This window comes from Halolamina salina (genome assembly GCF_054653455.1).
Window position 1 is genome coordinate 737,891 of record NZ_BAAIGE010000002.1, and the last position, 23,644, is coordinate 761,534.

Here is a 23,644-nt window from a genome sequence, read left to right on the forward strand (position 1 = left end):
TCGACACAGGCCGGGACGGCGACGCCCGCTACGCCGGACTGTCTGGCTCCGGAACGCCGTCGAAGATGGCCTTCACCACGATCACCAGGCTGTTCGAGGCTCCTTCGCTCCAGATGGCGGTCTCCGTGCCCCCCTCGCCTTCGCCGACGATGCTCACCAGCACTTTCTGGCCGTCGACGATCATGAGCCGCCCCGCCCGCGTCTCCGACCACCCCCACGTCGGCTCGGTGACCGTCGCGTCCGGGAGCTGCGATCGGAGCTGCTCCTGCCCGGTCGTCGACCCGCCAGTGAGCCTAAGCGAGACCCCCCGATCCGCGGCCACCTGCAGCCCCTCGACCAGTTCGGGGGGGATGCGCTCCTCGGCGGTCAGGTAGACGATCCGCTCCTCGGCGACGTCGAAGAACTCCAGCAGCCGATCCGTGACGGCCGTCCGGCCCTCGACCGTCCAGATCCCCCGCTGTTCGGTCCGGCGTTCCGTCGGCTCCAGTTCGCTCAGCGCCGTCCGGAGCACCTCCAGCCGGCGTTCGAACTCCCGTTCGAACGTCCGGCCCGCGGTCTCGCTGGAGATGGCCCAGAACTGCTTGGGCGACGACTGGACCGTGTCGACGAGTCCCCGGTCCTCGAGCTCCTCGACCGCGCCGTACACCCGGGTGCGCGGTACCTCCGCGACCTGACTCACGTCCCGGGCCGTTCCGGAGCCTAAGCTCGCGAGCGCCACGAACGTCCGGGCGGCGTACGTGTTCAGCCCGAACCGTTCGAGCTGCTCGATAGCCTCCGATTTCGGATCTTGGTGTGGGTCGTTGGACATCGGTTGTGGTGGCTTGCGGTGACTGCCACCCGGCCGGTGGCGGGACTGCCGTCGGGGTGTCGCCGCGCGCTCTCGTGTACCGTACTGGCCGCGTCTATCGGGTTATCTCTTTTGTGATTAAACGAGTTACTTCCCTCGGCACCACCGCGGGCGAGCTCACCGTGAATCGTTTCGCCACCGTGTCACTTCGGGAGTTACGGATTCCTGAGGGTTAGAAGGGACTCCCGATAGGCGCTCTCGAAAGGTGCTTCGGCTGTTCGTTCTGTTATATACTCAGTAACAAAACCTATCCCTACACGGCCGAAACATTGTGTCGACCCCCGGGTTCTCTCGGACGGTCGGCTCATATGGATACACCTGAAAACGTGCGGGAGGCGATCGAGGTACTCCAACAGCTCGGCTTGAAGGAGTACGAGGCTCGGTGTTTCGTCGGTCTGACTCGTCTCAATACGGGGACCGCGAAGTCGCTCAGCGACCTGACCGAGGTCCCCCGGACCCGCGTGTACGACGCAATCCGGGTTCTGGAGGCGAAGGGGCTGGTCGAGATCCAGCACTCCAGCCCCCAGAAGTTCCGCGCGGTCTCGCTGGAGGAGGCGACCGAGACGCTCCGCGACCAGTACGAGGACCGAATCGAGCGACTGCACGACTCGCTCGGATCGGTCTCCGCCGTCGACGGGGAGAAGGAGTCCCCGATTCAGGAGGTGTGGGCGATGAACGGCCGGCAGGCGATCGAGAACCGGACCGACGAACTCCTCGAGACCGCGACCGAGGAGATCGTGCTCGTCATCGGCGACGAGTCGCTGCTGACCGAGGAGCTCGTCGCGACGCTCAACGACGTCGACAGCGACATCGAGCTCGTCATCGGCGCGCTGACGGAGCCGCTCCAGAGCCGGGTTCAGGTGGCCGTCCCCGACGCCACGACGTTCGTCTCCGGGCTGGAGTGGCTCCACGGCACGGACGCCGAGGACGAGACGGCGATCGGGCGGCTCCTACTGGTCGACCGTTCGACGATCCTGGTGAGCTCGATCATCCCCGACACCGGCAAGGAACAGGCCATCTTCGGCGAGGGGTTCGGCAACGGGCTGGTCGTGATCGCCCGGCGCCTCATGGCACAGGGGCTGATCCCCGCCCGGGACCCGACCAACTGATTCTGTCGCGCCGGCGTGGCGAACGTCCGCCGCCGCGTCGAGCCTCTCGGCGGTGATTTTCCCTCGTACTTCCGACGCGTGTTCGTCGTGATCGTCGCGTGGTTCAGCAGCCGCTATCGGGTGTCGCGTCGAATATGGAAGGAGAGCGGCTCCGAGGGTATCAGGGCACTGCGGCCCGGATACGCCTCACTCCGACCCGAACATCTGGCGCATCATCGGGTGCATCTCCATCAGCTGCTCCTCGGCGATCTCCTCGTACAGCTTGTACGTAATGGAGACCGTCAGCAGCAGCCCCGTTCCGGAGACCTGCCCGATGGTGCCGAGCATGTTCGCCATCACCGCCAGCAGCCCGACGAGGGCGCCGCCGATGACGGTGACCTGCGGGATGTACCGCTCCATCACCTTCTCGATCACCTGCGGGTTCTGTCGGAAGCCGGGGATCTGCATCCCGGAGTTCTGGATCTGCTGGGCGGTCGCCTCCGGGCCCATCCCGGTGGTCTCCACCCAGAAGATCGCGAAGATCGCCCCGCCGACGATCATGAACGTCAGGTCGATGCCGATCCGGAGCAGCACCTGCCACCAGTCGGCGGTGACGGTCGCACCCACGAACCACATCCACTGGTCGGGGCTCTGGATCGGCTTGAGGTACCAGAAGATCCCCTCGACGACCTGCCCGGTCTGGGTGTCGTACTCGCCCAGCCACGCGGGCATGCCGCTCCACTGGCTGTGGAGGATCTGCCCGAGGAACTGCAGGTTCGCCTGCAGCGCACGGACGAGGATCATCGGCAGGACGCTGGCGTAGATCAGCTTGACGGGGAACTTCCCGCGGGCGCCCTTGACGCGGGCGTGTGAGAGCGGGATCTCGATGCGGACGCTCTCGGCGTAGACGACCACGACGAAGATCAGCACCGTCGTGATCATGGCGAGCACCATCCCCTGTCCGAGGAAGATCGCGCTCAGCCCCTCGGTCGTCAGCGGCGAGCCGGGGAGCTCGGCGCTCCCGGTGATGATCCCGATCCAGGAGGAGACGAAGCCGCTGTTGCCCGTCAGCCCCTGCCAGCCGAACAGGCCGCTGACGAGGCGCTGGCTCACGCCGGCGATGATGAACAGGCCGACGCCGGAGCCGACGCCCCACTTGCTCACGATCTCGTCCATGAACAGGATCAGGATCCCGCCGACGAGGATCTGGGCGAACAGAATCGCCTCGACGCCGCGGAGGCCGATCCCCAGCGACTCGGCGACCACCGGGTCGGCGCTCAGGATCGGGCTCGCGAACACCATCGGCGCGCCGGTCAGGATACACATCACGACGACCAGCAGCTTCTGCAGCCCCTGGTACAGCACCTGATCCCGCGGGTCGTTCTCGGTGTCCAGCCCGAGCAGGTCGGCCCCGCCCAGCAGCTGGAGCACGATCGACGCCGTCACGATCGGCCCGATCCCGAGCTGCAGGATCGAGCCGGACGCGCCCGCGAGGATCGAGCGGAACTGGCCGTAGAAGTCAGTCCCCCCCGTCTGGAGCCCGTACAGGGTGACGTTCGTCAGGAAGAAGTACATCACGAGGATGCCGGCGGTCCACAGCAGCTTGCGCTTGAAGGGGACGTGCCCCTCCGGCCGCGCGACTGTCGGCATCCGCGTGAGCACCGGTTCGGCGGTCTCCTTCCAGCTCATTGTCAGTCCTCGCTGGCTTCTTCAGATTCGGCGGCTTGTTCCGCCTCGCGCTCGGCACGCTCCTGGGCGCGCTCGGAGACGGTGGTCGAGCCACCGGCGTCCTCGATCAGCTCAGTTGCCGCGTCGCTGAACGCGTCGGCGGTGACGTGCAGTTCCTGTCGGACCTGCCCGTTGCCGAGCACCTTCACCACGTCGGCCTCCCAGCCGTCCTCGGCCACGTCGCGGGCGTCGATGGTGTAGGCGCCGTCGTCGTTCTCGGCGAGGCCCTCCGCCGCCAGCAGCGCGGCGTCCTCGTCGATCTTCTGGACGCGCACCTCGGCGACGGTGTCCTGTGCGTCCTCGGGCTGGGTGAAGCCGTGCTTCGCCCAGGACCCGTAGTGGTGCATCTCGTGCTTGCGGCTGCCCGCGTTGCCGCGGCCGCCACGGTGGCCGGCACCGCGCCGGTTCTTGTGGCTGCCGCCGCCGTGCGTGCGGGAACCGCGCTGGCGTCGTTTCTTGCTGGTCATTATCGCATCGCCTCCAGGAGCGGGTCGATGTCCTCGTGGGGACCGAGCTCGCCGCCCGTGCTGTCCGGATGCTTGATGCCGTCGTGGCCGCCGCGGGGCGGGTGGAGCCGCAGCGTCGGGGAGATGTTCTGCTCGCGCAGCGTCGTCTCCTCCGCCAGCAGCGCCTCCGCCAGCGCCTCGAAGCTGTCGTAGTCGGTCTCCTCGGCGAGGTACTCCTCGTCGACGTCGGCCTCGGCGTCGAGCGCGTCCGCACGCGTCTCGAGCACGAGCGCCAGCGTCTCCACCGAGGGCTCGCCGTGGGCGACGAAGTCGTTGACCTTCGCGACCATCCCGTCGTACGTGTCGGTCTCGGGGACGAGCGTCGCGTGGTTGACGCGGCCGATGTTGAGCATGTCCAGCGTGTCGCGCTGGCCCGCGGTCATGTCGATGTTGCCGCGGAGTTGGACGACCGCTCGCATCAGTTGCTCACCCCGTCTTCAGCCTCTCGCTGGACGCGTCGCGCGCGGTCAGGCGTGCGTGCCTGCGAGGCGTTCTCGAGCGCGTTGAACGTCGCCTTCGCGAGGTTGACCGTCGTCCGGGTGTTCCCGTTGGACTGGGTCCAGGCGTCCTGGATCCCGGCCAGTTCGAGGATGTTCCGGACGGTCTCGGCGCCGGCCAGCCCGAGCCCCTGCGGGGCCGGGATGACCTCGACCTCGACGGAGCCGGCCTTGCCTTCGGCACGCCGGGTCAGCGAGTTCACGCCGCCGGCCTGGTCCTCCCAGGAGCCGGAGCCGCGGTCGACGCTGATCACGTTCAGCTTCGCGACCTCGATCGCCTTCTGGATCGCGCCGCCGACCTGATCGTCTCGCCCCTCGGCGTAGCCGAGGTAGCCGTCGCGGTTGCCCACGACGACGACACAGCGGAACTTCACCCGCCGGCCGGAGTCGGTCATGCGCTGGACCATGTTGATGTCCAGTACCTCGTCCTCCATGCCGGGGAGGAGCTGGTCGACGATCTCGTGCTCCTTCAGCGGGAGCCCGGACTCCAGCGCCTCCTGCATGGAGGTGATCTCTCCGTCCTGCACTTGCTTGCCGAGCCGGGTTACCGGCTCCCAGCCGTCGTTCTGGCTCATTCGTGGTCCTCCTGGAGCGTCTCGCGCACTTCGTCGAAGTGCTCGGGCAGCTCCGTGGCGTCGAACTCCCCGCTGTACAGATCGTCCTCGAGCTGCTCGGCGTAGGCGGCGATGTGCTCGCCGCGGTTGCGCGACCAGTCCGCGAGGACGCTGTCACTGTGGGGGATCTCGAGCCCCGCGTCGATTGCACCTTCCTGTACTGCGAACGCCTTGTTGCCGGGCGTCGCCGTGTTGAGACCCAGATCGAGCACGGCCTCCTCGAGGCCGGCCTCGATCGCGCGCAGACCCGCGAGGTAGCCCGTCAGGTACGCGCTCGGGAGATTGCCCGTGGGGGCCTCCCAGCCGTACTCCGACAGGTCCTCGCTGGACGCTGCGGCGTGGATCTCGTCGCCGTCCGGTCCGGGACTGGCCAGCTGCGCCCTGACGTGCTTGTTGCTCACCCGGGCGACCAGGCGAGGCTTGCCAGATTTCAGCAGGCGCAACCGCTGATGGTAGTCCGTTCGGACCTCACGGCGACGACGCATCGGCACCTTGTATCGTGGTCCTGTTGCCATTAGTCGTCGCCTCCGATCTCGACGTCGTAGTTGTTCTCCGCGAAGGCCTCGAGTCGGGCGACGCTGTCGAACTCGCCGCCGCTGGCCTTGTTGTAGAGCTCGCGGTACTGGGAGGCGTCGAGGACCTCCTCGTCGTCGCGAAGCTCCTTCAGCCGGGAGCGCTGTGCGCGGATCCGGCTGACCCACTCGTCCTTCTCGCTGCGGCGGGCGCCGGACTTCCCCTTCCGGGAGCCGGCGCCGGTCTGGTGCCCGTAGTCGCGCTTCGCTTTGCGGTCGCGGGCACGGCCGCGGGAGTTGGACTTCTCGTCTTCCGCGCGGATCGTTCCGTCCGCGATCAGGTCGCGGATGTCCTCGCGGGTGATCGCGTCCGCGAGCTCGTCCTGTGCCTCCGGGTCGAACCAGACGCGGTTCTCACCGACGTCCAGCTCTTCGGCTGCGAGTCGCTTCTGTGCGCTCAGATCCGTCATTCCTCTACCTCCACTTCGACGTAGGTCGGGTTGAGGACGCGAATGCCGGCGTCCTCACACTCCTCCTCGATGCGCTCGCGCTTGCGGGCGCCGACCTTCGAGGCGATACGGACCGCTTCCGTGTCGCCGTCGACGCCGTCGAGGTCGTCGACGTTGTGGACGTACACTTCCTCGAAGCCGCTCGGGTGCAGGCCGCGGGCGGCCGTCGGCGAGCGGAAGCCGGCCTCGACCTTCGGGCCCTTGCCCTTGATCGAGCGGCGCTGCTTCGAGAGGGTACCACGGGGGCGCCGCCACGAGGTGGGGACGCGCTTCTTCTTGTGGTAGTCCTGTCGGTTGAACTGCGGCTTACCCTCGCGGTGCTTCTGTGCGAGCGCGGCCGCGGTCTCGTCGTCGAGGTCGGGCGTCTTGTCGGCGTGGCCGCGAGGCTGGAGCTCGGTCTCGACCTCCTCCTCTTCCTCGGCCTCCTCTTCGGCCTCGTCCTCGATCTCGGCCTCGGTCTCCTCTTCGACTTCGAGGCCGCCGACGTCGGCCTTGATCCGGGCCGCGAGGGCGTTGCCGACCCCGTCGACCTCGGCGAGTTCGGACTGCGAGGCGGCCTTGAGGTCCTCGACGGAGTCGTAGCCGGCCTCCGCGAGCGTCTCGGCCTTGGAAGGCCCGACGCCGCTGATGTCCTCGATCTCTTCGGGTGCGTCGTCAGCCATCAGGCATCACCCGTTGGTTTCTGCGTGATGTACACGCCGTCCTGGAACACGCGGTTGTCCTTGTCGCTGACCCGCGTGAGCTGTTCGATGTCCGCTGCGGTCTGCCCGACGGCCTCCTTGTCGGAGCCCGACAGGGTGAGCTGTTCGCCGTCGACTTCCACCTGCGTGTCGCCCCGGATCGGCGTCCGCCGCGGGGCGCGCTCGCCGAGGAAGTTCTCGATGACGATCTCGTCGCCCTGCACTTCCACCTGCATCGGGAAGTGGGCGTAGAAGACCTCCATCTCGTAGGTCCAGCCCTCGGTGACGCCGTGGAACATGTTCCGAACGTGGCTCTCGAAGGTGCCGACCGTCGCGCGGGTGTTGGCGTCCGAGTCCTCGGGCGCCGTGATCACCACGCTGCCGTCCTCGACGCTGACGTCGACGTCGGGGTACCAGAGGCGTCGGGTGACCGAGCCGTTGGGACCCTCGACGGTCAGGTCGAGGTGGTCGAGCTCCGCGGAGACGTCGTCCGGGATAGTGAGTTCTGTCCTGCTCATCAGTAGACGTATGCGATTATCTGGCCACCGATGCCCTGTTCGCGGGCCTCGTAGTGGCTCATGACGCCGTGGCTGGTCGTGACGATGAGCGACCCGTAGTCACGGGCCGGGAGGAACCGCTTCTCCCACTGCTCGTACTCGTCAGCGCCGACCGAGTAGCGGGGCTTGACCGCCCCGCAGTCGTTGATGGCGCCACTCAGTTCGACCTCGAACTTGCCTGCTCGGCCGTCGTCGACGAACTCGAAGCCGCCGATGTACCCGCGGTCGTAGAAGACCTCGAGGATACTGCCGATCACGTTCGAGGCGGGTGCTACCGTGTGGTCGAGGTGCCCGACGCTCTCGGCGTTGTCGATGCCGGAGAGGGCACTCACCAGTGGGTCGTTTCCTGCCATAGTTATCGATACTTCCGGAAGCCCATGCTGCGGGCGATCTCTCGGAAACACTGTCGGCAGACGAAGACGCCGTACTTGCTCACCAGCCCCTCGGTGCGGCCGCAGCGTCGGCACTGCCGCTCCTGCGTGCTACCCTGGGTGGCGTGCTCGCCGGTTTCTTCGTTGCCGGTGTGTTCGCCGTCTAGTTCACTCATTCGTCGATCTCCACGTCGAACTCGGTCTCGAGGAACGCGATGGCGTCCTCGGCGGTCATGCGGTGCTTCTCGGGGATCGACCGGGTGACCTGGTCGCGCTTGGCGACGCGGTAGCCCGGCCGGACCAGCGTGACGGTCACGTCGAGCCCGTAGATCCCCGTGTTGGGGTCGTACTCCTGACTCGGGAACGCGGTGTGTTCGTCGACGCCGAAGCTGACGTTGCCGGCCTCGTCGAACTGCGAGGCGCTGATCTCCGCCAGCGGCAGCGCCGTCTCGAGGAACTCGCGGGCGTCCTCGTTCCGGAGGGTGACCTTCGCGCCGATCGGGTCGCCCTCGCGGATGTCGAACGCCTGCACCGTGTTCTTCGCCGAGGTCCGGACCGACTGCTGGCCCGTGATCTCCTCGACGATCTCCTCGGCGTTCGCGAGATCGCGACCGCCCTGACCGACGCCCATGTGGACGACGACCTTTTCGATGGACGGTTCGCGCATCGGGTGGAACTCCGCTTCGGCTTCACTCATCGTCATCACCCACGAAGTTCTCGTCGATGGTGACGACGTACTCCTCGACGGTCTCGAAGGAGCCGTCGTCGGTGGAGACGGTCACGCTGTTGCGGCCGGAGCCGGGGGTGACGAGGATCTCCTCGACCTCGCCGATCTCGCCGGCGTGCTGGCCGTCGACGGCGGTGACGAGCGCGCCCTCGCCGTACTCGAAGTGCGCGACGATCTCCTTGTCCTCGTTGTCGATCACCAGCGAGTCGCCCGCGCTGTACTCGTCGGCGTCCTCCACGTGGAGGGTGGTGCCGTCGTGCAGCGAGAGCTGGAACGCGCCGCCGCTGACCTGGCGCTTGTCGGTGATCTTCCCGAGTCGGGACGCCGCGCTCTCCTCGTCGATCGGGGTGAGCGCGAGGCGGCCGCCCTCGCCGGGGAACACGCGGAAGTACTCGCCGCGGGCCGGGAACGCCAGGATGTCGAACATCCCGATCGGCCGGGCCTCGTCGGCGATCTCGTCGCCGTTGACGAGCACCGCGTCGTTGTTCAGCGCGTAGCGGGCCTCCTTGCGGGAGTCCACGTAGCCGAGCACGTCCCGGAGCACGATGAGCAGGGGAACCCCGTCCTCACCGTGGGGACCGGCGTCGGCCTTGACCGTGAACGTCTCCTCCTTCCGTTCGACCGGCCAGGAGTTCGGTACCGAGAGTCGCTTCTGGTGTTTCGTCATTCGTTGTCCTCCTCGAGACGCTCCTGCCGGATCTCGTCGTCGAGATCCAGTTCGGTCACGCGGACGTTCGAGGCGTCGAGCGGCCGGGGAACCTCCTCCCCGTCCGTCTTCTCCACGGTGACCTCCTCGACGTGGATGACTTCCTCCCGGAGGTCGACCTCCAGGACTTCGCCCTCCTCGCCGGCGTGGTCACCGCGAAGCACCTCGACGGTGTCGCCCGCGTTGACGCGGACGTTCCGCTGGCCGTACTCCTCGCGGAGGTCGGCCGTCAGCGTGGCCCGAACCTGCTTCTGCTTCTCGTGCAGGGGGGCGTCTCGCTTCTGGTTTCGTTGTTTGCGTGGCTGTCGTGTCATGCTTAGACGATCATCGTCGCCGTGCTGGCGATGGTGCCGAACCGCTCTGCGACCTCACGCGCGACGGGCCCCTTGATCTCCGTGCCGCGGGGCTCCTCGTTCTCGTCGATGATGACGGCGGCGTTGTCCTCGAACTTGAGGCGCTCGCCGTTCGGTCGCCGGATCGGCTTCCGCTGGCGAACGACCACCGCTTCGAGCACCTGGCGGCGCATTTCGGGCGTGCCCTTGGTGACCGAGACGGTGATCTTGTCGCCGATGCCGGCTTTCGGGTGACGGTTCTTCGTCCCCGAGTAGCCGGTGATGCTGATGACCTTGAGCTCGCGGGCGCCGGTGTTGTCGGCGCAGACGATCTTCGAGCCCTTCTCCAGACCCTGCGTGACGTCGGCTTTGAGCGCCTCCATCATTCACCCCCGTCGTCGAGAACGTCGACGACGACGTGCGATTTGGTCTTCGAGAGCGGTCGAGTCTCTGCGATGCGGACCGTGTCACCTTCCTCCGTGTCCACACACGGCGGCAGGTGTGCCGGGACGCGGGATCGACGCTTCATGTACCGATCGTACTTCGGCACACGAACGTCGTACTCCCGCTCCACGACGACGGTCTTGTCCATGTCGGTGGAGGCGACTTCACCCTCGAGCGTCTGCCCGCGCACGGAGAGGTCCCCGTGGAACGGACAGTTCTCGTCGGAGCAGGTCTCCTCCGGTTGTTCTACGTTTAGTCCGATTGCCATGTCGAATCACCCCCGCGCTCGGTTCGCGCGGTGGGTCGTGAGAGCAGTTTCTCGCCATCCACCGTTACGTAGACCGTATCCTGGCACTCGTCCGTTCGGGGGGAGTCCTCCCCGTCGAACCGACTCGCCCCCCGACCCTGACTCCGGGGCGGGGCGGACGGGCCAGACTTGCCGGGGCGGACCCCGGCAGTTTCCGTCCCGAGTTGGGATACGGACCCGGACGCCTCGGCGGCGTCCGCGGCTTCATCTGCGGCGGGAGCGACGCTGGCTCTCGCAGCGTCCTCCGCGTTCGTGATAGCGAACTCGAAGCAGCTCCCCGCCTTGGGGACCTGCCGCACCCGACGCCCGTCGTCGACGTGGAACGTCTTCATCGTCTCGACCACGACGCGGCCGCTGATCCCGACGAGGTCGGGGTTGGCGGCGTCGGCTACCCGGACGGGCAGCCCGTTGAGTTCGTGTCGTGTGAGGGTGTCGGGTGTGAGTGCCATCGTACGTTACTCCTGGGTGTCGGCCGCTTCGACGTCGTCGCCTTCCTCGTTCTGGATCGTCTTGATCCGGGCGATCGTCCGGCGAAGCTCGCCGACGCGGCCGGGGTTCTCCGGCGCGCCACCCGCCGCCTGCACGGCGCGAGCGTTCAGGAGCTCGGTCTCGAGCTCCTCGAGCTCGGCCGCCCGCTCGGCGGGCGTCATGTCTCTGATCTCTTCAGTGTAGAGAATCGCCATGTATTACTCCTCCGTTTCCTCGTCGGATTCGGCGTCCTCGGCCTCCTCTTCCATCTCGGAGACGAGGTCGGCCGCTTCCTCTTCGACGTCCTCGTCGAGCTCCTCTTCCTCGTCGGCCGTCTCCACGGCCTCTTCGGAGGCGGTCTCGACGTCGTCCTCCTCGACGCTGTCGGTCTCCTCGGCGGCCTCGACGACCTCCTCGACGACCTCCTCGTCGATGACCTCCTCGGGGGACTCGTCGGGGATCTCGGGCTCCTCGTGCTGAGGCGCCTCGGGGATCTCCTCCTCCTCGACGTCGGCGAGGAGTTCCTCGACGCCCTCGCCGGTCTCGGCCTGCTCGACCTCCGGCGGCTCCGAGGTCTCGGTGATCTCGAAGTCGTCGGGAAGCTCCGCGTCCGGTCCGATGACCTTGACGTTGACCCCGATGGTGCCGAGCTTCATCACGGCGACGCCCTGACCCTCGTCGACGACCGACTGGGCGGGCTCGCCGTTGTGCTTGATGTAGCCGCGGTTGAACTTCTCCACGCGCGAACGGGCGCCGGTGACCTTCCCGGAGAGGACGATCTCCGCGCCCAGCGCGCCGGCCTCCATCATGCGGTCGATGGTGGTGTGGCCCGCCTTGCGGAAGTACCAGCCACGCTCGAGCGCGTTGGCCAGTCGGTCCGCGACGATCTGTGCGTTGAGGTCGGGTTCGTCGACCTCCTGCACGTCGATCTGCGGGTCCTCCATGTCGAAGCGGTCCTCGAGCTCGGTGGTGATCTTCCGGATGTTCTTCCCACCCTTGCCGATCACCATACCGGGCTTCTCGGCCTTGAGGACGATCTGGGTCCCCATCGGCGTCTTCGCGATGTCCATGCCGCCGTAGCCGGCGCGGCTGAGCTCGTCCGCGAAGAACTCGTCGATCTGGCTCCGCTGGAGCCCGTTCTCGATGAACTGCTGTTCGTCCGCCATCAGTTATCCTCCTCCTCTTCTTCGAGGATGATTTCGACGTCCACTTCGACAGTGTTCCAGGGGTCGGCGGTCCCCATCGCACGGGGGTTCCGGCCGACCTGCTCGCCGACCTTGTGGGCCGCGACGTGGGAGATGGTCATCTCCTCGCCGTCGAACCCCTGGTGGTCGGCGTTGTTCTTGGCGTTGGTCAGCAGCTTGAGGAAGTCCTCGCTGGCCTTCTCGGGGAAGCGGCCGGCGTCCCAGCCGTCGATGTCGGACCGGTGTCCGACGCCGCTGTTGTGCTGCTTGAACGGCACCGAGCGCTCGCCCTCGATCACCGCGTCGAGGTACTCCTCGGCCTCGGCGACCGTCTTGCCTTTGATGGCCTTCGAGATGGCCTTGCTGTGCTTCAGGCTGATCTGACGCTCCCGCAGCATGGCTTTCGCCGTGGTCTCCGGGTCGGCGTCGACGCTGTAGCTGATTCCCATAGGTTACTTGAGTGGCACGAACTTCGAGGACCGGGTCGCGCCGATGCCGGCCTGACCGTGCTCGACGGTGGATCGGGTGAGGTGGAACTCACCGAGGTAGTGGCCGATCATCTCCGGCTCGACCTTCACGCGGTCGAAGCTGTGGCCGTTGTACACCTCGAAGGTGAGGCCGACGAACTCGGGCAGGATCGGCATGTCCCGGAGGTGCGTCCGGAGCGGATCGTTCGCCGTCTCCTCCTCGGTCGCCTCCCGGGCCTCCTCGACCAGCTTGCGGTGGTCGACGCCGAGTCCCCGGTCGATGGTTCGCCGCACGCGGGCGGGTAGCAGTTCCACGACCTCGTCGAGATCCATCTCTTCGAGGTCCTCGAGCGTGTGACCGCGGTAGGTGAACTCCCCTTCGCGGCCGGTTCGGTATTCCGAGCTCATGGTTTACTCTCCCCCCTTGCCACCGCTGCGGCCGGTGCGCTTGGAGGCGATGTCGCCCACCTTCCGTCCCGGCGGGGCGTCCCGCGAGACGGACTTGGGCTGACCGGGGTGCTGGCGGCCACCGCCACCGAACGGGTGGTCGACGGCGTTCATCGCGACCCCGCGGACACGCGGGTACTTGGTCCCGCGGGCCTTCATCTTGTGGTGCTTGTTGCCGGCTTTGACGAACGGCTTCTCCGTCCGCCCACCGCCGGCGACGACGCCGATGGTGGCACGGCAGGCCGGCGGGAGCCGGCGGACCTCGCCGCTGGGCAGCTGAACGACCGCGACGTTGCGGTCGTGGCTCATCAGCTGCGCCGAGACGCCGGAGGCACGGGCGAACTTCCCGCCGTCGCCCACCTGGCTCTCGACGTTGCAGATCGGGATCCCCTCCGGGATCTCCGCGAGCGGCAGCGTGTTACCGGGCTTGATCTCGGCGGAGACACCCACCTGCAGGGTGTCCCCGACGGCGATACCTTCGGGAGCGAGCACGAGCCGGCGGTCGCCGTCCTCGAACTCGACGTCCGCCAGCGGCGCGCTGCGGGCGGGGTCGTGTTCGATGTCGACGATCTCGCCGGAGATCGTGTCCTGCTCCTCGCTTTTCTTGTGTTCGAGGTCAGCTTTGTAGCGGTGGGAAGGCGCCCGGAACGTGGGCGTCCCGCGGCCACGCCGCTGCCCCTGAATTCGTCGTCCCATGTGTCAGAACACCCCGATTCGCGAGGCGATCTCCTGTGCGTCGTCCTCCTCGGAGAGGCGGACGATCGCCTTCTTCTTGCCCTGCGGCGTGACCATCGTGTTCAGCGAGTCGACGGTCACGTCGTAGCTGGACTCGATCTCCGCCTCGATGGTGGGCTTGTCCGCGTCGACGTTGACGATGAACTGGAGCGTGTTGTCGAAGTCCATCTGGTCCATCGCCTTCTCGGTGACCAGCGGGTGTTCGATGATCCCCGTCATCGGTCGGCCACCTCCTCGACGGCGCTCTCGGTCCAGAGCGTGAGTCGGCCGGCGTCGGTGCCGGGTGCGAGGTCCTCGGTGTTCACGTCCTCGGCCGTCGCCACGTCGACGCCGGCGAGGTTGCGTGCGGCACGCGAAGGCTCCTCACTGGTGACGACGAGCACCGACTTCGGCTCGTCGTACTTCCGGCCACGGGCCTTCCCCTGCCCGGCGCGGACGCCCCGACCTTCGTCGGCGCGCTCCACGTCGTCGTGGATGCCGAGCGCCTCGAAGGCCTCGACGGCCTCCTTGGTCTTGTTGAGATCTTCGAACTCGTCGCTCACGACGAGCGGGAGTTCGAGGTCGTCGTCGAAGGCGTGGCCGCGCTCGGCGACGCGCTCGGCGTCGGCCGTGGCGGCGATGGCGGAGCGGGTCGCGAGCTTGCGCTCCTTGTCGTTGACCTTCTTGCCCTGGTCCTTCTCGGCTTTCGGCGGGTGTGCCGCGCGGCCACCGACGGCCTGCGGGACACGCCGCGCGCGTCCGTTCTCCTGAGGTACGTGCGCCATGCCGCGGCCCGACCCCATCGACTCGGCGGGGGTGCGGAGCCCGGCGTACTCGTCGGCGCCGTACGCCTGCTTTCGGTTGGCCTGGGCGGCCTGCACGGCGCCTTTGATGAGGTCCGGGCGGAACGTCGTCTCGAACACCGCCGGGAGCTCGACCTCGTCGCCGTCCGAGCCGTCCAGGTTTCGGATAGTTGCTTGCATTGTGTGTTACCCTTGGTTGGAGGCCGTGGAGACGTAGCGCACCTCGGGATCGAGGCGCGGCTGGTCGTTCGGCCGGATCGCGGGGCGGAAGCGCAGGAGGCGCTGGTCGGGGCCCGGCAGCGAGCCCTTCACGAGCGCGTACTGCCCGTCGACCTCGCCGTAGTTGACGAAGCCGCCGTCGACGGAGGCGTCGTCGCCCTCGCCGAAGTCGATCAGGCGCTTGTTGAGCTCCGTCCGCTGGTGGTAGCCGGTCTGGCCCTGCTGGGGAACCGTCGAGCGAACGCGGCTCGGGTTCCACGGGCCGAGGTTACCGATGCGGCGCCGCCAGCCCTGACGGGCGTGCTTGCCCTTCCGCTTCTGGACGCCCCAGCGCTTGACGGGACCCTGCGTCCCTTTGCCCTTGGTGATACCCGAGGCGTCGAGGTACTCGCCCGCTCGGAAGACGTCGCCGAACTCGTGTTCGCCGCCGTCCTCGACCAGGTCGAGCGCGAACTCGGCGCGCTCCTGCAGGGAGCCGCCGCCGACTCGCGTCTCCATCACGTCGGGTTCCTTCTTGGGGACGTTCTGCAGCGTCGCGGGAGTGGTGTGGGTGATGACCCGGAGGTCGTCGACCGCACCCTCCTCGACGAGCGTCCGCAGTTCGTCAGCGTCGCCCTCGAAGTCGTTTTCGGCCGGCAGGTCGAGCGCGCGATCGAGCTCGTCGTGGAACTCGGTCGCCCAAACCTCGGTTGCCGGCTTCGCTCCGTACGCCGTGTCCTCGTAGGCTCGCACGGCGATCGCGTGCATCGGCGGGGTCTCGACGACGGTAACGGGGACGGACTCCTCCATCCCGTTCCGCGGCGAGTCCTCCTCGTCGTTGACCATCACGACGTGGGTCATGCCGGCCTTGTAGCCAGCGAACCCCTGGAGTGCAGGGGAGCCCTCGTCGTCCGGCCACGAGCGGATACGCGGCACTTCCGACGCCGCACGCGTTCGCGGGCCGAAGCCCAGCGAGCCTTTTCGTGGTCTGCTTGGTTGTGGCATGTTCGTTTTCCTCCGCGCTCAGTCCCTGAGCGCGAGCGGGGCGAGCGTGGCGAACACCGCTTCTTCGGTGCGCACCACCTCGCTGCCCTGGTCCGGAACCGTATTTAGCCAGAGGTCGAACCCGGGCGAGTCGGGTTCGACGGGGAGATCGTCGGGGGATACCCCCAAGATCTCCGGAAGCCCGCGGCCCGGCGAGCCGAAGACGACGGTGGCGCCGTCCCGGTAGAGCGGGGCGATCTCGGCCAGCCGCGAACGGGTGAGTTCGTCCCCGTGGCGCGACGTGCCGATTCGGACGCCCGCGTCTTCGCGGGCGAGGGCTTCCTGGATGTCCCCGCAGGCGTCGACGGTGAACCCGGGTGGGTCCTCGTCGACGAGCCGTGCGCGGACGGGTTCTCGCGAAGAGACCCTGACTGTGACGCGCTCCCCCTCCTCGACCGCCATCGACGGCGGGACGAGCAGGGAGATCGGGTGTTGCAGTCCGCAATTGACCCGGACGCGGTCGTCAGGTCCGACCTCGGTCACGATTCCTTCTCTCGACTCCGGGGTTTCACCCTCGGAGCCGGTCCGTGGGGAGACACGCATGGGGGGGAGGACGCCTGCGTAGCGCAGTTCGTCGCGTTCGTCCCACACCTTCTTCCGGAGGTAGGGTGGCGTGGCCGCGTAGGCCAGCACCGTGCGGACGAACTCTCCGCCCCAGCGGCCCTCGGCTTCCCGGTCGGGGAAGACGAGGATTCGATCGATCCGGTAGATGGCCGCGGCGCGAGCCACGTACCCGAGCTTTCGGGTCGCCTCGCGCTTGTCCTCGGCCTCCCGGACGAGCGACGACGGTACGACGATTGTGTTGTCGCCCGTCATGTGCCTCGCCACTGGACTGTACTCTCACTTCCGAACCACGCCGTAAAAGGGTAGCGACTCTTCACGCGGGCTGTGACGGCCTCACACGGCCCCAGACCCCCGTTGGTCGGTTTCTTTCGTTCGTCAGTGTCTGTCGTGGATGTCGGATCGAGACGGCGACGATACCCCGCCGCCGGCAGTCGATTGGGAGCGTTTCGGAAGTCTTAAGAAGAAAACCGCACTTGGTGGGAATACGAAGGAACGCGCTGGTAGTGTAGTGGTATCACGTGACCTTGCCATGGTCACAACCTGGGTTCAAATCCCAGCCAGCGCACTTCTCTCAACGCCAACGTTCGAGCGGTGAGCTTGCGGACCGCGAGTCGGCGTCGATACACTACTGACCCAACGGTGCATCGCTTCCTCGCGCGTAACGTGTGACTGCGCGCAGTCGACTACCCACCACAGGAGATATATTGGTACGGTGGCACCCTCGGGGTATGCCGCTCTCCCTGGACGAGCTCGAATCTCACCTCTTCAAATGTGCCGACATAATCCGCGACGCCGTTGACCCGACCGACTACAAGGAGTACATCCTCCCGCTCGTCTACTACAAATCCATCTCCGACGAGTTCGAGGTCCAGTACGAACGGAACGTCGACGAGTACGGCGAGGACTTCGCCCGACGAGAGAACCTATACGACATTCCCGTTGTCCCCGAAGGCTACCTGTGGGACGACCTCCGCGCAGTCAGCGACAATGTCGATCAGGCCCTCAACGAAGCCTTCGACGCGCTCGTTGAGGAGAACCCCGAACTCTCCGGCGTCTTCCGCGCGGACTTCATCGACGCCGACGCCCTCGACGACGACCGACTCGGGCGACTGATCGAACACCTCGACACCTACGATCTCGACCGGGACAGCGTGCCACCGGACATGCTCGGGGAGGCGTACATGGACTTGGTGCGTCACTTCGCTGAGGAGGAGGGCAAGTCCGGTGGGCAGTTCTTCACGCCGCCGCACATCGTCAACCTCTGCGTTCGACTCGTCGATGAGTTCGAGGACGGGATGACGTTCCACGACCCGACTGTCGGCTCCGGGGGGATGCTCATCGAGGCGGCGCGGTACTACCGCGAGGAGCAGAACGCCGACCCCTCGAAGATGAAGTTCACCGGGCAGGAGATCAACCCCGACATTGCCGCGATAGCGAAGATGAACCTCTCTATCCACGGCCTCGATGGGGAGATTCAGCGCGAAGATTCACTCTCCAACCCCGCGTTCACGAACGACGAGGAGAACGAACTCACGCGCTTCGACCGCGTGCTGGCGAACTTCCCGTTCTCCGCCGATTGGGACAAGGACGGGCTTCAGGACGACCCGTATGACCGCTTCGACTGGCACGACAAACTGCCGCGTGCCGACCGAGGCGACTACGCTTTCATCATGCACATGGCGAAGCAGTTGAAGCGTCCTGATCAGGATGGCGCTGGTGGGAAGGCGGCCATCGTCGTTCCCCACGGTGTGCTATTTCGGAAGCACGAATCACGCTATCGGGAGTATATGCTGGAAGAGGGTATAGTGGAGGCCATCGTCGGCCTGCCTGAGAACCTGTTCCAGAACAACGCGATTCCCTCGGCGGTGCTCGTGCTGAACACGGACAAGCCGGAGGAGCGTGAGGACGAGGTGCAGTTCATCCACGCCGCCGACGAGGACTTCTACGAGGAGCTGTCGAACCAGAACGAACTCACGGAGGACGGCCTCGATCACATTATTGAGAACTTCCGGGGATGGGCGACCGAGGAGCGTGTGAGCCGGACGGTGTCGCTGGACGAGATCCGAGAGAACGACTACAACCTGAATATCGCGCTGTACGTCGATACGACCGAACCGGAAGAGGATATTGATGTAGCGGAGGAACTGGCGAAGTTACGCGAATTGCAGGCGGAGCGTGACGAGATCGAGGCGACAATGACGGAGCACATGGAGGCGTTGAACTATGAATGAGGAATCCACGTTGAGCGAGTTCGTTCCAGAGGAGAGTGATAAACAGGAACAAAAGTGGGAAGAAGTCCAACTCCACGAAGTAGCCTACAAGCGGTCGGACAATGTTGATCCTCAAGAGGTGGAATTAGAGAAGCATATCGGATTAGAGCATATTGACCCAAACGACCCGGTGCCTGATTGGGAGTCTCTTGATGACCTTTCAAGCACTAAGCGACGATTTGAAACTGGGGATATTCTCTTTGCGAAGCTTCGCCCGAATCTGGAGAAATCGGCACAACCCGACTTCGAAGGCGTTGCGTCAACCGACATTTTTCCAATAGTCGCAGAGTCGGATGTGAATTCTAAGTGGCTATTGTATCGGTTGAGTTCCAAACCTGCGTATGACTACGCCCGGCGTACTTCGGCAGGAACGCGGATGCCACGAACATCGTGGAATCTATTTAGCAACTTCAATTTCCTCCTTCCTCCACTCCCTGAACAGCGCAAAATCGCCACCGTACTCTACACGGTTGACCAAGCTATTGAGAAGACCGAAAAGATGATTGAAGGAACAAAACAAATCCAACGTGGAGTTGAGCAACACCTTTTCCGGGAGGGGTACTTCGACCATGATACTATTGAGCAAACCCGTTTAGTAACAATCCCGGGTGATTGGAATTTTGATCAGCTTTCAGAACATACTAAGGAAAGTGCGTTTGGCCCAAGGTTCGGCTCTGAGAGGTATGATGAGGATGGAGAGATAGCCACACTTCGCACAACCGATCTTGATGACAACGGTCATATCGATCTTGATGATATGCCGGTAGCTGACCTCGAATATGATGAAGTTGAGGAACATATTTTGAAGCCGGGAGACTTTATGATCACACGAAGCGGGACTACGGGTATAGGCACGGTATGGGAAAATCATCATAAACCGACTATTCCCGGAGCCTTCCTCATACGTTTCCGCTTCAAAGATTCACTCAACCCTAATTTCATGAAGTATTACGTGAATAGTTCACTCGGGCGCCGACGAGTTAACCGTCGTGCAAAAGGAGGAGTACAGAAGAATCTGGCAGGTTCTGACCTGCTAAACATGCGATTCCCAATTCCGACCGAGGAAGAACAAGAGAAAATTATTGAAGTGCTTGACACATACCAAGCTCGGATACAGCACGAGAAAGATTATAAATCGCAACTTCAGGCCCTCAAACAGGGCCTCATGCAAGACCTCCTCTCGGGGAAAGTCAGAACAACCAACACTAACATAGAGGTACCCGAAGAAATCGCCCAACATGGTTAGCACCCCATCCGAGTACGGCGTCGAACGCTCGCTCCTCTCGTGGCTCGACGGCGTCGGATGGGAAACGTACGGGCAGGACGGCGACAGAGGTGCGAAAACCCTTGACGAGGCTTTCAGCCGCGAAAGCCACGAGGTCATCTACTGGGACCTCCTCGCCGAGCAGGTCGTCGCACTCAACGACGCCGTCACCGAGGAGAACGTCGAGAAGTTCATCTCCTCGCTTCGACGCGACCTGGATGCGGAGAACCTCATGGACGGCAACCGAGAGTTCTACCAACTGCTCACCAAGGGCAAGAGCTTCACCGTCCAGCACGACGACGGCACGAGCGAGACGATCTACGTCGACCTGATCGACTACGAGAACCCGGAGATCAACCGCTTCCATGCGGTGAATCAGTTCTCCGTCTCCCGCGAGACGACCATCCGTCCGGACGTGAACCTGTTTGTCAACGGGATTCCGCTGGTGACGATGGAACTCAAAAGTCTCGCACAGGATAACGACTGGCACGACGCCGTGCGCGACCTGCTGGCCTATCAGGAGGACGTGCCACGACTGTTCGTCCCCGGCCTGTTCAACATCGCCGCCGACACGATGGAACTCCGCTACGGCGCTGTCGGCGCACCCAAGGAGTTCTACGAGCCGTGGAACGACGCGCCCGCGACGTTCGAGGACGAGAACGAGATGCGGCAGGCGGTGAAGGCGCTGTGCAACCCCTCCACGCTGCTCGACCTAGTGAAGCACTTCGTCTTCTACGAACGGCGGGCCGGCGGCGACGCCAAGATCGTCCCGCGCTACATGCAGTACTACGCAGTGAACCGAATCCTCGACCGCGTCGATGCCGGCGAACACAAACGCGGCCTCGTCTGGCACACCCAAGGATCGGGGAAGTCGTTCACGATGCTGTACGCCGCCGAGAACCTGCTGAAACGCTCCGACGTGGCGAAGAACCCGCAGGTGTTCATCATCGTCGATACGGACAAGCTGAACAGCCAGATGCGCGACCAGCTGGCGAATCTCTCGCTTGAGCGCTGGACGGAAGCAGAGAGTATCGACCACCTGCAGGAGCTCATCGAGCAGGGCCAGAGCGAACTCGTTCTCACGACCATCCAGAAGTTCGAGGACGTCGACCCCGATGTCCAGGGCAACGACGAGGTGGTGGTCATGTCCGACGAGGCCCACCGCTTCATGGAGGCCGACCTCGGGAGCCGCCTCGATGCGGCCTTACCCGACTGCTACCACTTCGGGTTTACTGGGACGCCCGTACGCGAGGGCGAACGCGAGAAGGACAAGAACACGTTCCGGGAGTTCTCCCCCGAGGGCGAAGACTACCTTCACCGCTACTCCGTGAAACAGGGCATCGAGGACGGGCTGATTCTGCCCGTGTACTTCACGCTCCGGCACGAGATGGAGTGGGAGATCGACGAGGAGGGCTTGGACGAGGAGTTCGAGGCGGAGTTCAGTCGGATGACGACCGAGCAGAAACGGGAGTTCATCCGCGACAACGTGAACGCGACGACGCTCGCGGAGATCGAACCGCGCGTTGACCGCGCCGTCGAGGAGATCGACCAACACTACGACCAGCACGTCGCCCCGAACGGCTGGAAAGGGATGGTCGTCACACCGAGTCGTCGGTCGGCGGCGATGTACGGGGAACGACTCGTCGAGCGGCGTGGGGAGGACGCGGTCGAAGTACTCTACACCGCCACGAAGGACGACCCCGACATTATCGAGCAGTTCCACACCGACGCGGAGGAGCGCGACAGCATCGTGAAGGCATTCAAGGAAGACAGCAACCCCGAACTCCTCGTCGTCCACAACATGCTCCTGACGGGCTTCGATGCGCCCATCCTCAAGACGATGTACCTCGACCGGAACCTGAGGAACCACAATCTCATGCAGGCCATCGCCCGGACGAACCGGCCTGCTGCGGGGAAGGAAAACGGGGAGATCGTGGACTTCCAGGGCGTGTTCGAGAACATCGACGACGCGCTGGACTACGACGCCGAGACGAAGGAGTATGCTGCCCGTAACAAGGACGAGCTGTTCGACGATCTCGTTGAGCAGGTCAACTCCGTGATGGACATTTTCGACGGGATTCCGAAGACCGACACGCAGGAAGCGACCTACGAGGCGGTCAGTCGGGTAAGCACCCATCCTGAGCGACGGCAGTTCAAGCAGGGCTTCCGACGGCTCCAGAACCTCTACGAGGCGGTCGCCCCTGATGGTCGTTTGGTCAAGGAAGACGTTGAGGACGACTACAAGTGGCTGAGCCGAGTCCACGTCGCCTTCAAGCGTACCACCTCGGGCGACGACGATCCCGAGGAGGACATGCGGGAGAAGACACGAGAGATCATCAGCGACAACGTCGAGATTACAGCGATCAAGGACGACTTCCCCACCTACAAGCTCGGGGAGGAGTACCTCGAAGACGTTGAAGATCTCGACAATCCCGGCGTGAAGGCGTCGCAGGTCGCCCACGCCACTCGGGAACACCTGCACCCACGGGAGAACCAGAACCCGCGATACAAGCGCCTGAGCGAACGCGTGACCGACATTGTCGAACGCTGGCAGAATGAGGAGATCAGCGACCCCGAGGCTGTCGAGGCGCTGAAGTCGGTCGAAGATGCGGTGCTGAGCGTCAAAGAAGACGCTGAGAAACAGGGAATGGACGACGCGGAGTTCGCCATCTACACGCACCTCACTGAGGAGACACCCGACGCTGTCGAGTCAGAGAAACAAGCCGAAGAAATCGCTAAGGAGATCGTCTCGCAGTTCCACGACCGCGTTGACCGCGACTACCCCGGCTGGAAGACGAACCAGCAGACCATCTCGGAAATCGAGCGCATCCTGCTGGACGTGATGGTCAAGCAGTACGATCTCGGCCACCTGATCCGGGACGACGAGTTCGTGGACGCGCTCCGGAACTACCTCATCCAGAACCATGGCTGAAGCACAGCTCCACGAGATCGAGCTGTTGGGGAACACCATCGAGTACGAAGTACGCCACAGCATCAACGCCTCGAAACCCCGTATCGACGTGGATATTCACGGCGTTACGGTCGTTCTCCCTGAGCCTTCGTCAGTCACGCCGGCAGAACTTCTCCGCGACAACGCCGCGTGGGTCGTCGAGAAAATGAGAGGGTTCGAGAAGTACCGGGAGCAAGTACCGGAGCGTCAGTTCGAGGAGGGCGAATCATTCCCGTACCTCGGGGAGGAACACGAGGTTGTCGTCGAACAGCGTCCTTCGTCGAGCGTCGGGGATGATACCCTCCGTCTTGCGAAACACCATGTCGAGGACACCTCTATCGAACGTGCTCTGGAAACGCTGTACCGACGAAACGCTCGTCAACGGTTCGAGCGGCGAGCTGATCACTTCGCGAAGGAAATGGGCGTTGAGTACGAGAAGATCGAGGTTCGGAACCAGCGTACTAAGTGGGGAAGTTGTTCCTCGAACGGAACGCTCGGGCTGAACTGGCGGCTAATGATGGCTCCGCCGGAGATCGTTGACTACGTCGTCGTTCACGAGATCGCTCATCTCCGAGAGGCCAACCACGGTTCCGACTTCTGGTCGCTCGTTGCGGAGCATGACCCCGAGTACGAAGATCACTCCGAATGGCTCACGGAGAACAGCGCCCGGCTAGTGTTCTCTGAAGACGATCTTTGAGTAGCAGACGAACGGTGTCTTTTCTCGAATACCCGAACAGCTTCGCCATCTCCGATCGAACACAGGAGGTGGTGATCCCCCCACTGCCGACTCCCATCCCCCGATATCCTGCCGCAGAACTCTCCTACCGTTGAACGGTGGGACTCTCG

General features: G+C 64.7%; 31 protein-coding genes and 1 tRNA gene. 6 read left to right on the forward strand and 26 right to left on the reverse strand.

The annotated features are described in order from the left end of the window. Positions 1-28: 28 nt before the first annotated feature. On the reverse strand, positions 29-808 hold the full coding sequence (locus ACYQZ5_RS04455; protein WP_379731039.1) for a TrmB family transcriptional regulator: 780 nt from the start codon (positions 806-808) through the stop codon (positions 29-31). Between the two features lie 347 nt (positions 809-1,155). Here ACYQZ5_RS04455 and ACYQZ5_RS04460 point away from each other — a divergent pair, with 347 nt between their 5' ends. After that, entirely contained in the window at positions 1,156-1,956 is an 801-nt protein-coding gene (locus ACYQZ5_RS04460; protein ID WP_379731038.1) for a TrmB family transcriptional regulator, read from the forward strand. A gap of 186 nt (positions 1,957-2,142) precedes the next feature. Here the strand turns inward: ACYQZ5_RS04460 and secY are convergent, their stop codons facing one another. Genes secY through ACYQZ5_RS04585 form a run of 25 tightly spaced genes read right to left on the reverse strand, consistent with a single transcriptional unit; the run spans position 2,143 to position 16,566 of the window. Beyond that, on the reverse strand, positions 2,143-3,624 hold the full coding sequence (secY, locus tag ACYQZ5_RS04465) for a preprotein translocase subunit SecY (protein WP_379731037.1): 1,482 nt from the start codon (positions 3,622-3,624) through the stop codon (positions 2,143-2,145). A 2-nt stretch (positions 3,625-3,626) separates the two neighbouring features. Beyond that, positions 3,627-4,130 carry an uL15m family ribosomal protein gene (locus ACYQZ5_RS04470; RefSeq protein ID WP_379818344.1) on the reverse strand — a complete coding sequence of 168 codons (504 nt, stop codon included), beginning with the start codon at positions 4,128-4,130 and terminating at the stop codon, positions 3,627-3,629. Then, on the reverse strand, positions 4,130-4,588 hold the full coding sequence (locus ACYQZ5_RS04475; protein WP_379730976.1) for a 50S ribosomal protein L30: 459 nt from the start codon (positions 4,586-4,588) through the stop codon (positions 4,130-4,132). Before ACYQZ5_RS04475 ends, ACYQZ5_RS04470 begins: the two co-directional genes overlap by 1 nt. Further along, positions 4,588-5,241 carry a 30S ribosomal protein S5 gene (locus ACYQZ5_RS04480; RefSeq protein ID WP_379730975.1) on the reverse strand — a complete coding sequence of 218 codons (654 nt, stop codon included), beginning with the start codon at positions 5,239-5,241 and terminating at the stop codon, positions 4,588-4,590. Before ACYQZ5_RS04480 ends, ACYQZ5_RS04475 begins: the two co-directional genes overlap by 1 nt. After that, positions 5,238-5,795, reverse strand: a complete 558-nt coding sequence (locus ACYQZ5_RS04485) for a 50S ribosomal protein L18 (RefSeq protein ID WP_379730974.1) — start codon at positions 5,793-5,795, stop codon at positions 5,238-5,240. Before ACYQZ5_RS04485 ends, ACYQZ5_RS04480 begins: the two co-directional genes overlap by 4 nt. Beyond that, on the reverse strand, positions 5,795-6,262 hold the full coding sequence (locus ACYQZ5_RS04490) for a 50S ribosomal protein L19e (protein ID WP_053948469.1): 468 nt from the start codon (positions 6,260-6,262) through the stop codon (positions 5,795-5,797). Before ACYQZ5_RS04490 ends, ACYQZ5_RS04485 begins: the two co-directional genes overlap by 1 nt. After that, positions 6,259-6,963, reverse strand: coding sequence for a 50S ribosomal protein L32e (locus tag ACYQZ5_RS04495; protein WP_379730973.1), 705 nt, complete (start codon positions 6,961-6,963; stop codon positions 6,259-6,261). Before ACYQZ5_RS04495 ends, ACYQZ5_RS04490 begins: the two co-directional genes overlap by 4 nt. Beyond that, positions 6,963-7,499 (reverse strand): 50S ribosomal protein L6, encoded by a 537-nt coding sequence (locus tag ACYQZ5_RS04500; protein WP_379730972.1) that lies wholly within the window; start codon positions 7,497-7,499, stop codon positions 6,963-6,965. The genes ACYQZ5_RS04495 and ACYQZ5_RS04500 overlap by 1 nt, the downstream gene beginning before the upstream one ends. Further along, positions 7,499-7,891: a 30S ribosomal protein S8 gene (locus ACYQZ5_RS04505; RefSeq protein WP_053948472.1), complete on the reverse strand. Its 393-nt coding sequence runs from the start codon at positions 7,889-7,891 to the stop codon at positions 7,499-7,501. Before ACYQZ5_RS04505 ends, ACYQZ5_RS04500 begins: the two co-directional genes overlap by 1 nt. 2 nt (positions 7,892-7,893) lie before the next feature. Further along, complete coding sequence (locus ACYQZ5_RS04510; protein ID WP_379730971.1) at positions 7,894-8,085, reverse strand: 30S ribosomal protein S14; 192 nt, start codon at positions 8,083-8,085, stop codon at positions 7,894-7,896. After that, positions 8,082-8,606: a 50S ribosomal protein L5 gene (locus ACYQZ5_RS04515; protein WP_379730970.1), complete on the reverse strand. Its 525-nt coding sequence runs from the start codon at positions 8,604-8,606 to the stop codon at positions 8,082-8,084. Before ACYQZ5_RS04515 ends, ACYQZ5_RS04510 begins: the two co-directional genes overlap by 4 nt. Continuing rightward, positions 8,599-9,303, reverse strand: coding sequence for a 30S ribosomal protein S4e (locus ACYQZ5_RS04520; RefSeq protein WP_379730969.1), 705 nt, complete (start codon positions 9,301-9,303; stop codon positions 8,599-8,601). The genes ACYQZ5_RS04515 and ACYQZ5_RS04520 overlap by 8 nt, the downstream gene beginning before the upstream one ends. Beyond that, positions 9,300-9,656, reverse strand: coding sequence for a 50S ribosomal protein L24 (gene rplX, locus ACYQZ5_RS04525; protein ID WP_379730968.1), 357 nt, complete (start codon positions 9,654-9,656; stop codon positions 9,300-9,302). The genes ACYQZ5_RS04520 and rplX overlap by 4 nt, the downstream gene beginning before the upstream one ends. A 2-nt stretch (positions 9,657-9,658) precedes the next feature. After that, a complete protein-coding gene (locus ACYQZ5_RS04530) occupies positions 9,659-10,057 on the reverse strand; it encodes a 50S ribosomal protein L14 (protein WP_053948475.1) in 399 nt (132 codons plus the stop codon). Beyond that, entirely contained in the window at positions 10,057-10,386 is a 330-nt protein-coding gene (locus tag ACYQZ5_RS04535) for a 30S ribosomal protein S17 (RefSeq protein ID WP_053948476.1), read from the reverse strand. Before ACYQZ5_RS04535 ends, ACYQZ5_RS04530 begins: the two co-directional genes overlap by 1 nt. Beyond that, entirely contained in the window at positions 10,371-10,874 is a 504-nt protein-coding gene (locus ACYQZ5_RS04540; RefSeq protein WP_379730967.1) for a ribonuclease P protein component 1, read from the reverse strand. Before ACYQZ5_RS04540 ends, ACYQZ5_RS04535 begins: the two co-directional genes overlap by 16 nt. A 6-nt stretch (positions 10,875-10,880) precedes the next feature. Beyond that, positions 10,881-11,108, reverse strand: coding sequence for a 50S ribosomal protein L29 (gene rpmC / locus ACYQZ5_RS04545; RefSeq protein WP_379730965.1), 228 nt, complete (start codon positions 11,106-11,108; stop codon positions 10,881-10,883). A gap of 3 nt (positions 11,109-11,111) precedes the next feature. Beyond that, positions 11,112-12,059: a 30S ribosomal protein S3 gene (locus tag ACYQZ5_RS04550; protein ID WP_379730964.1), complete on the reverse strand. Its 948-nt coding sequence runs from the start codon at positions 12,057-12,059 to the stop codon at positions 11,112-11,114. Further along, positions 12,059-12,526, reverse strand: a complete 468-nt coding sequence (locus ACYQZ5_RS04555) for a 50S ribosomal protein L22 (protein ID WP_379730963.1) — start codon at positions 12,524-12,526, stop codon at positions 12,059-12,061. Before ACYQZ5_RS04555 ends, ACYQZ5_RS04550 begins: the two co-directional genes overlap by 1 nt. 3 nt (positions 12,527-12,529) lie before the next feature. Beyond that, the gene (locus tag ACYQZ5_RS04560) at positions 12,530-12,952 is read right to left on the reverse strand and encodes a 30S ribosomal protein S19 (RefSeq protein ID WP_379730962.1); all 423 of its coding nucleotides are present in this window, start codon (positions 12,950-12,952) and stop codon (positions 12,530-12,532) included. Between the two features lie 3 nt (positions 12,953-12,955). Next, the gene (locus tag ACYQZ5_RS04565; RefSeq protein WP_379730961.1) at positions 12,956-13,687 is read right to left on the reverse strand and encodes a 50S ribosomal protein L2; all 732 of its coding nucleotides are present in this window, start codon (positions 13,685-13,687) and stop codon (positions 12,956-12,958) included. Positions 13,688-13,690: 3 nt separating this feature from the next. Beyond that, positions 13,691-13,945, reverse strand: a complete 255-nt coding sequence (locus tag ACYQZ5_RS04570; protein ID WP_053948483.1) for a 50S ribosomal protein L23 — start codon at positions 13,943-13,945, stop codon at positions 13,691-13,693. After that, positions 13,942-14,688: a 50S ribosomal protein L4 gene (gene rpl4p, locus ACYQZ5_RS04575; protein WP_379818345.1), complete on the reverse strand. Its 747-nt coding sequence runs from the start codon at positions 14,686-14,688 to the stop codon at positions 13,942-13,944. The genes ACYQZ5_RS04570 and rpl4p overlap by 4 nt, the downstream gene beginning before the upstream one ends. A 6-nt stretch (positions 14,689-14,694) precedes the next feature. Continuing rightward, positions 14,695-15,711: a 50S ribosomal protein L3 gene (locus tag ACYQZ5_RS04580; protein ID WP_379730888.1), complete on the reverse strand. Its 1,017-nt coding sequence runs from the start codon at positions 15,709-15,711 to the stop codon at positions 14,695-14,697. Positions 15,712-15,729: 18 nt separating this feature from the next. After that, entirely contained in the window at positions 15,730-16,566 is an 837-nt protein-coding gene (locus tag ACYQZ5_RS04585; RefSeq protein ID WP_379730889.1) for a putative RNA uridine N3 methyltransferase, read from the reverse strand. A 242-nt stretch (positions 16,567-16,808) separates the two neighbouring features. On the opposite strand from ACYQZ5_RS04585, the gene ACYQZ5_RS04590 reads away from it, so the two are divergent. The 5 genes from ACYQZ5_RS04590 (at position 16,809) to ACYQZ5_RS04610 (ending at position 23,495) form a co-directional block, all read left to right on the forward strand. After that, positions 16,809-16,879 (forward strand) — tRNA-Gly (locus tag ACYQZ5_RS04590). A gap of 163 nt (positions 16,880-17,042) precedes the next feature. Next, complete coding sequence (locus ACYQZ5_RS04595) at positions 17,043-18,545, forward strand: type I restriction-modification system subunit M (protein ID WP_379730890.1); 1,503 nt, start codon at positions 17,043-17,045, stop codon at positions 18,543-18,545. Beyond that, a complete protein-coding gene (locus tag ACYQZ5_RS04600; RefSeq protein ID WP_379730891.1) occupies positions 18,538-19,830 on the forward strand; it encodes a restriction endonuclease subunit S in 1,293 nt (430 codons plus the stop codon). The genes ACYQZ5_RS04595 and ACYQZ5_RS04600 overlap by 8 nt, the downstream gene beginning before the upstream one ends. Beyond that, positions 19,823-22,780 (forward strand): type I restriction endonuclease subunit R, encoded by a 2,958-nt coding sequence (locus tag ACYQZ5_RS04605; RefSeq protein WP_379730892.1) that lies wholly within the window; start codon positions 19,823-19,825, stop codon positions 22,778-22,780. Before ACYQZ5_RS04600 ends, ACYQZ5_RS04605 begins: the two co-directional genes overlap by 8 nt. After that, the gene (locus tag ACYQZ5_RS04610) at positions 22,773-23,495 is read left to right on the forward strand and encodes a M48 family metallopeptidase (RefSeq protein WP_379730893.1); all 723 of its coding nucleotides are present in this window, start codon (positions 22,773-22,775) and stop codon (positions 23,493-23,495) included. The genes ACYQZ5_RS04605 and ACYQZ5_RS04610 overlap by 8 nt, the downstream gene beginning before the upstream one ends. Positions 23,496-23,644: the final 149 nt, after the last annotated feature.

Coding starts and splice junctions, on each gene's coding strand:
- ACYQZ5_RS04600 (WP_379730891.1), top strand. CDS start 18,538: ATGAATGAGGAATCCACGTTGAGCGAGTTCGTTCCAGAGGAGAGTGAT.
- ACYQZ5_RS04485 (WP_379730974.1), bottom strand. CDS start 5,795: ATGGCAACAGGACCACGATACAAGGTGCCGATGCGTCGTCGCCGTGAG.
- ACYQZ5_RS04570 (WP_053948483.1), bottom strand. CDS start 13,945: ATGACGGGGATCATCGAACACCCGCTGGTCACCGAGAAGGCGATGGAC.
- ACYQZ5_RS04505 (WP_053948472.1), bottom strand. CDS start 7,891: ATGGCAGGAAACGACCCACTGGTGAGTGCCCTCTCCGGCATCGACAAC.
- ACYQZ5_RS04490 (WP_053948469.1), bottom strand. CDS start 6,262: ATGACGGATCTGAGCGCACAGAAGCGACTCGCAGCCGAAGAGCTGGAC.
- secY (WP_379731037.1), bottom strand. CDS start 3,624: ATGAGCTGGAAGGAGACCGCCGAACCGGTGCTCACGCGGATGCCGACA.
- ACYQZ5_RS04475 (WP_379730976.1), bottom strand. CDS start 4,588: ATGCGAGCGGTCGTCCAACTCCGCGGCAACATCGACATGACCGCGGGC.
- ACYQZ5_RS04555 (WP_379730963.1), bottom strand. CDS start 12,526: ATGGGAATCAGCTACAGCGTCGACGCCGACCCGGAGACCACGGCGAAA.
- rpmC (WP_379730965.1), bottom strand. CDS start 11,108: ATGGCGATTCTCTACACTGAAGAGATCAGAGACATGACGCCCGCCGAG.
- ACYQZ5_RS04470 (WP_379818344.1), bottom strand. CDS start 4,130: ATGACCAGCAAGAAACGACGCCAGCGCGGTTCCCGCACGCACGGCGGC.
- ACYQZ5_RS04510 (WP_379730971.1), bottom strand. CDS start 8,085: ATGAGTGAACTAGACGGCGAACACACCGGCAACGAAGAAACCGGCGAG.
- rplX (WP_379730968.1), bottom strand. CDS start 9,656: ATGACACGACAGCCACGCAAACAACGAAACCAGAAGCGAGACGCCCCC.
- ACYQZ5_RS04605 (WP_379730892.1), top strand. CDS start 19,823: ATGGTTAGCACCCCATCCGAGTACGGCGTCGAACGCTCGCTCCTCTCG.
- ACYQZ5_RS04530 (WP_053948475.1), bottom strand. CDS start 10,057: ATGGAGGCGCTCAAAGCCGACGTCACGCAGGGTCTGGAGAAGGGCTCG.
- ACYQZ5_RS04610 (WP_379730893.1), top strand. CDS start 22,773: ATGGCTGAAGCACAGCTCCACGAGATCGAGCTGTTGGGGAACACCATC.
- ACYQZ5_RS04560 (WP_379730962.1), bottom strand. CDS start 12,952: ATGAGCTCGGAATACCGAACCGGCCGCGAAGGGGAGTTCACCTACCGC.
- ACYQZ5_RS04550 (WP_379730964.1), bottom strand. CDS start 12,059: ATGGCGGACGAACAGCAGTTCATCGAGAACGGGCTCCAGCGGAGCCAG.
- ACYQZ5_RS04540 (WP_379730967.1), bottom strand. CDS start 10,874: ATGGCACTCACACCCGACACCCTCACACGACACGAACTCAACGGGCTG.
- ACYQZ5_RS04585 (WP_379730889.1), bottom strand. CDS start 16,566: ATGACGGGCGACAACACAATCGTCGTACCGTCGTCGCTCGTCCGGGAG.
- ACYQZ5_RS04480 (WP_379730975.1), bottom strand. CDS start 5,241: ATGAGCCAGAACGACGGCTGGGAGCCGGTAACCCGGCTCGGCAAGCAA.
- ACYQZ5_RS04515 (WP_379730970.1), bottom strand. CDS start 8,606: ATGAGTGAAGCCGAAGCGGAGTTCCACCCGATGCGCGAACCGTCCATC.
- ACYQZ5_RS04535 (WP_053948476.1), bottom strand. CDS start 10,386: ATGGCAATCGGACTAAACGTAGAACAACCGGAGGAGACCTGCTCCGAC.
- ACYQZ5_RS04595 (WP_379730890.1), top strand. CDS start 17,043: ATGCCGCTCTCCCTGGACGAGCTCGAATCTCACCTCTTCAAATGTGCC.
- ACYQZ5_RS04455 (WP_379731039.1), bottom strand. CDS start 808: ATGTCCAACGACCCACACCAAGATCCGAAATCGGAGGCTATCGAGCAG.
- ACYQZ5_RS04460 (WP_379731038.1), top strand. CDS start 1,156: ATGGATACACCTGAAAACGTGCGGGAGGCGATCGAGGTACTCCAACAG.
- ACYQZ5_RS04500 (WP_379730972.1), bottom strand. CDS start 7,499: ATGAGCAGGACAGAACTCACTATCCCGGACGACGTCTCCGCGGAGCTC.
- ACYQZ5_RS04495 (WP_379730973.1), bottom strand. CDS start 6,963: ATGGCTGACGACGCACCCGAAGAGATCGAGGACATCAGCGGCGTCGGG.
- ACYQZ5_RS04580 (WP_379730888.1), bottom strand. CDS start 15,711: ATGCCACAACCAAGCAGACCACGAAAAGGCTCGCTGGGCTTCGGCCCG.
- rpl4p (WP_379818345.1), bottom strand. CDS start 14,688: ATGCAAGCAACTATCCGAAACCTGGACGGCTCGGACGGCGACGAGGTC.
- ACYQZ5_RS04565 (WP_379730961.1), bottom strand. CDS start 13,687: ATGGGACGACGAATTCAGGGGCAGCGGCGTGGCCGCGGGACGCCCACG.
- ACYQZ5_RS04520 (WP_379730969.1), bottom strand. CDS start 9,303: ATGACGAAACACCAGAAGCGACTCTCGGTACCGAACTCCTGGCCGGTC.